We start from the raw sequence: 257 nt of genomic DNA, 5'->3' as shown, positions 1-257 counted from the left end.
GCTTAGACAGCTAGGATGTTGGCTTAGAAGCAGCCATCATTTAAAGAAAGCGTAATAGCTCACTAGTCGAGTCGGCCTGCGCGGAAGATATAACGGGGCTAAGCAATACACCGAAGCTATGGGTGCATACTTTGTGTGTGCGGTAGAGGAGCGTTCTGTAAGCCGTTGAAGGTGAAGGGGTAACCCACGCTGGAGGTATCAGAAGTGCGAATGCTGACATGAGTAACGATAAGGGGGGTGAAAAACCTCCCCGCCGA

At 51.0% G+C, this 257-nt stretch carries 1 rRNA gene; it reads left to right on the top strand.

The window, feature by feature from the left end:
- Positions 1-257, top strand: a 23S ribosomal RNA gene (locus tag LZP69_RS16505); the annotation flags it as partial.

This window comes from Shewanella sp. AS1, assembly GCF_021412565.1.
GTDB lineage: Bacteria > Pseudomonadota > Gammaproteobacteria > Enterobacterales > Shewanellaceae > Shewanella.
This window is presented reverse-complemented; position numbering and strand designations above follow the sequence as displayed.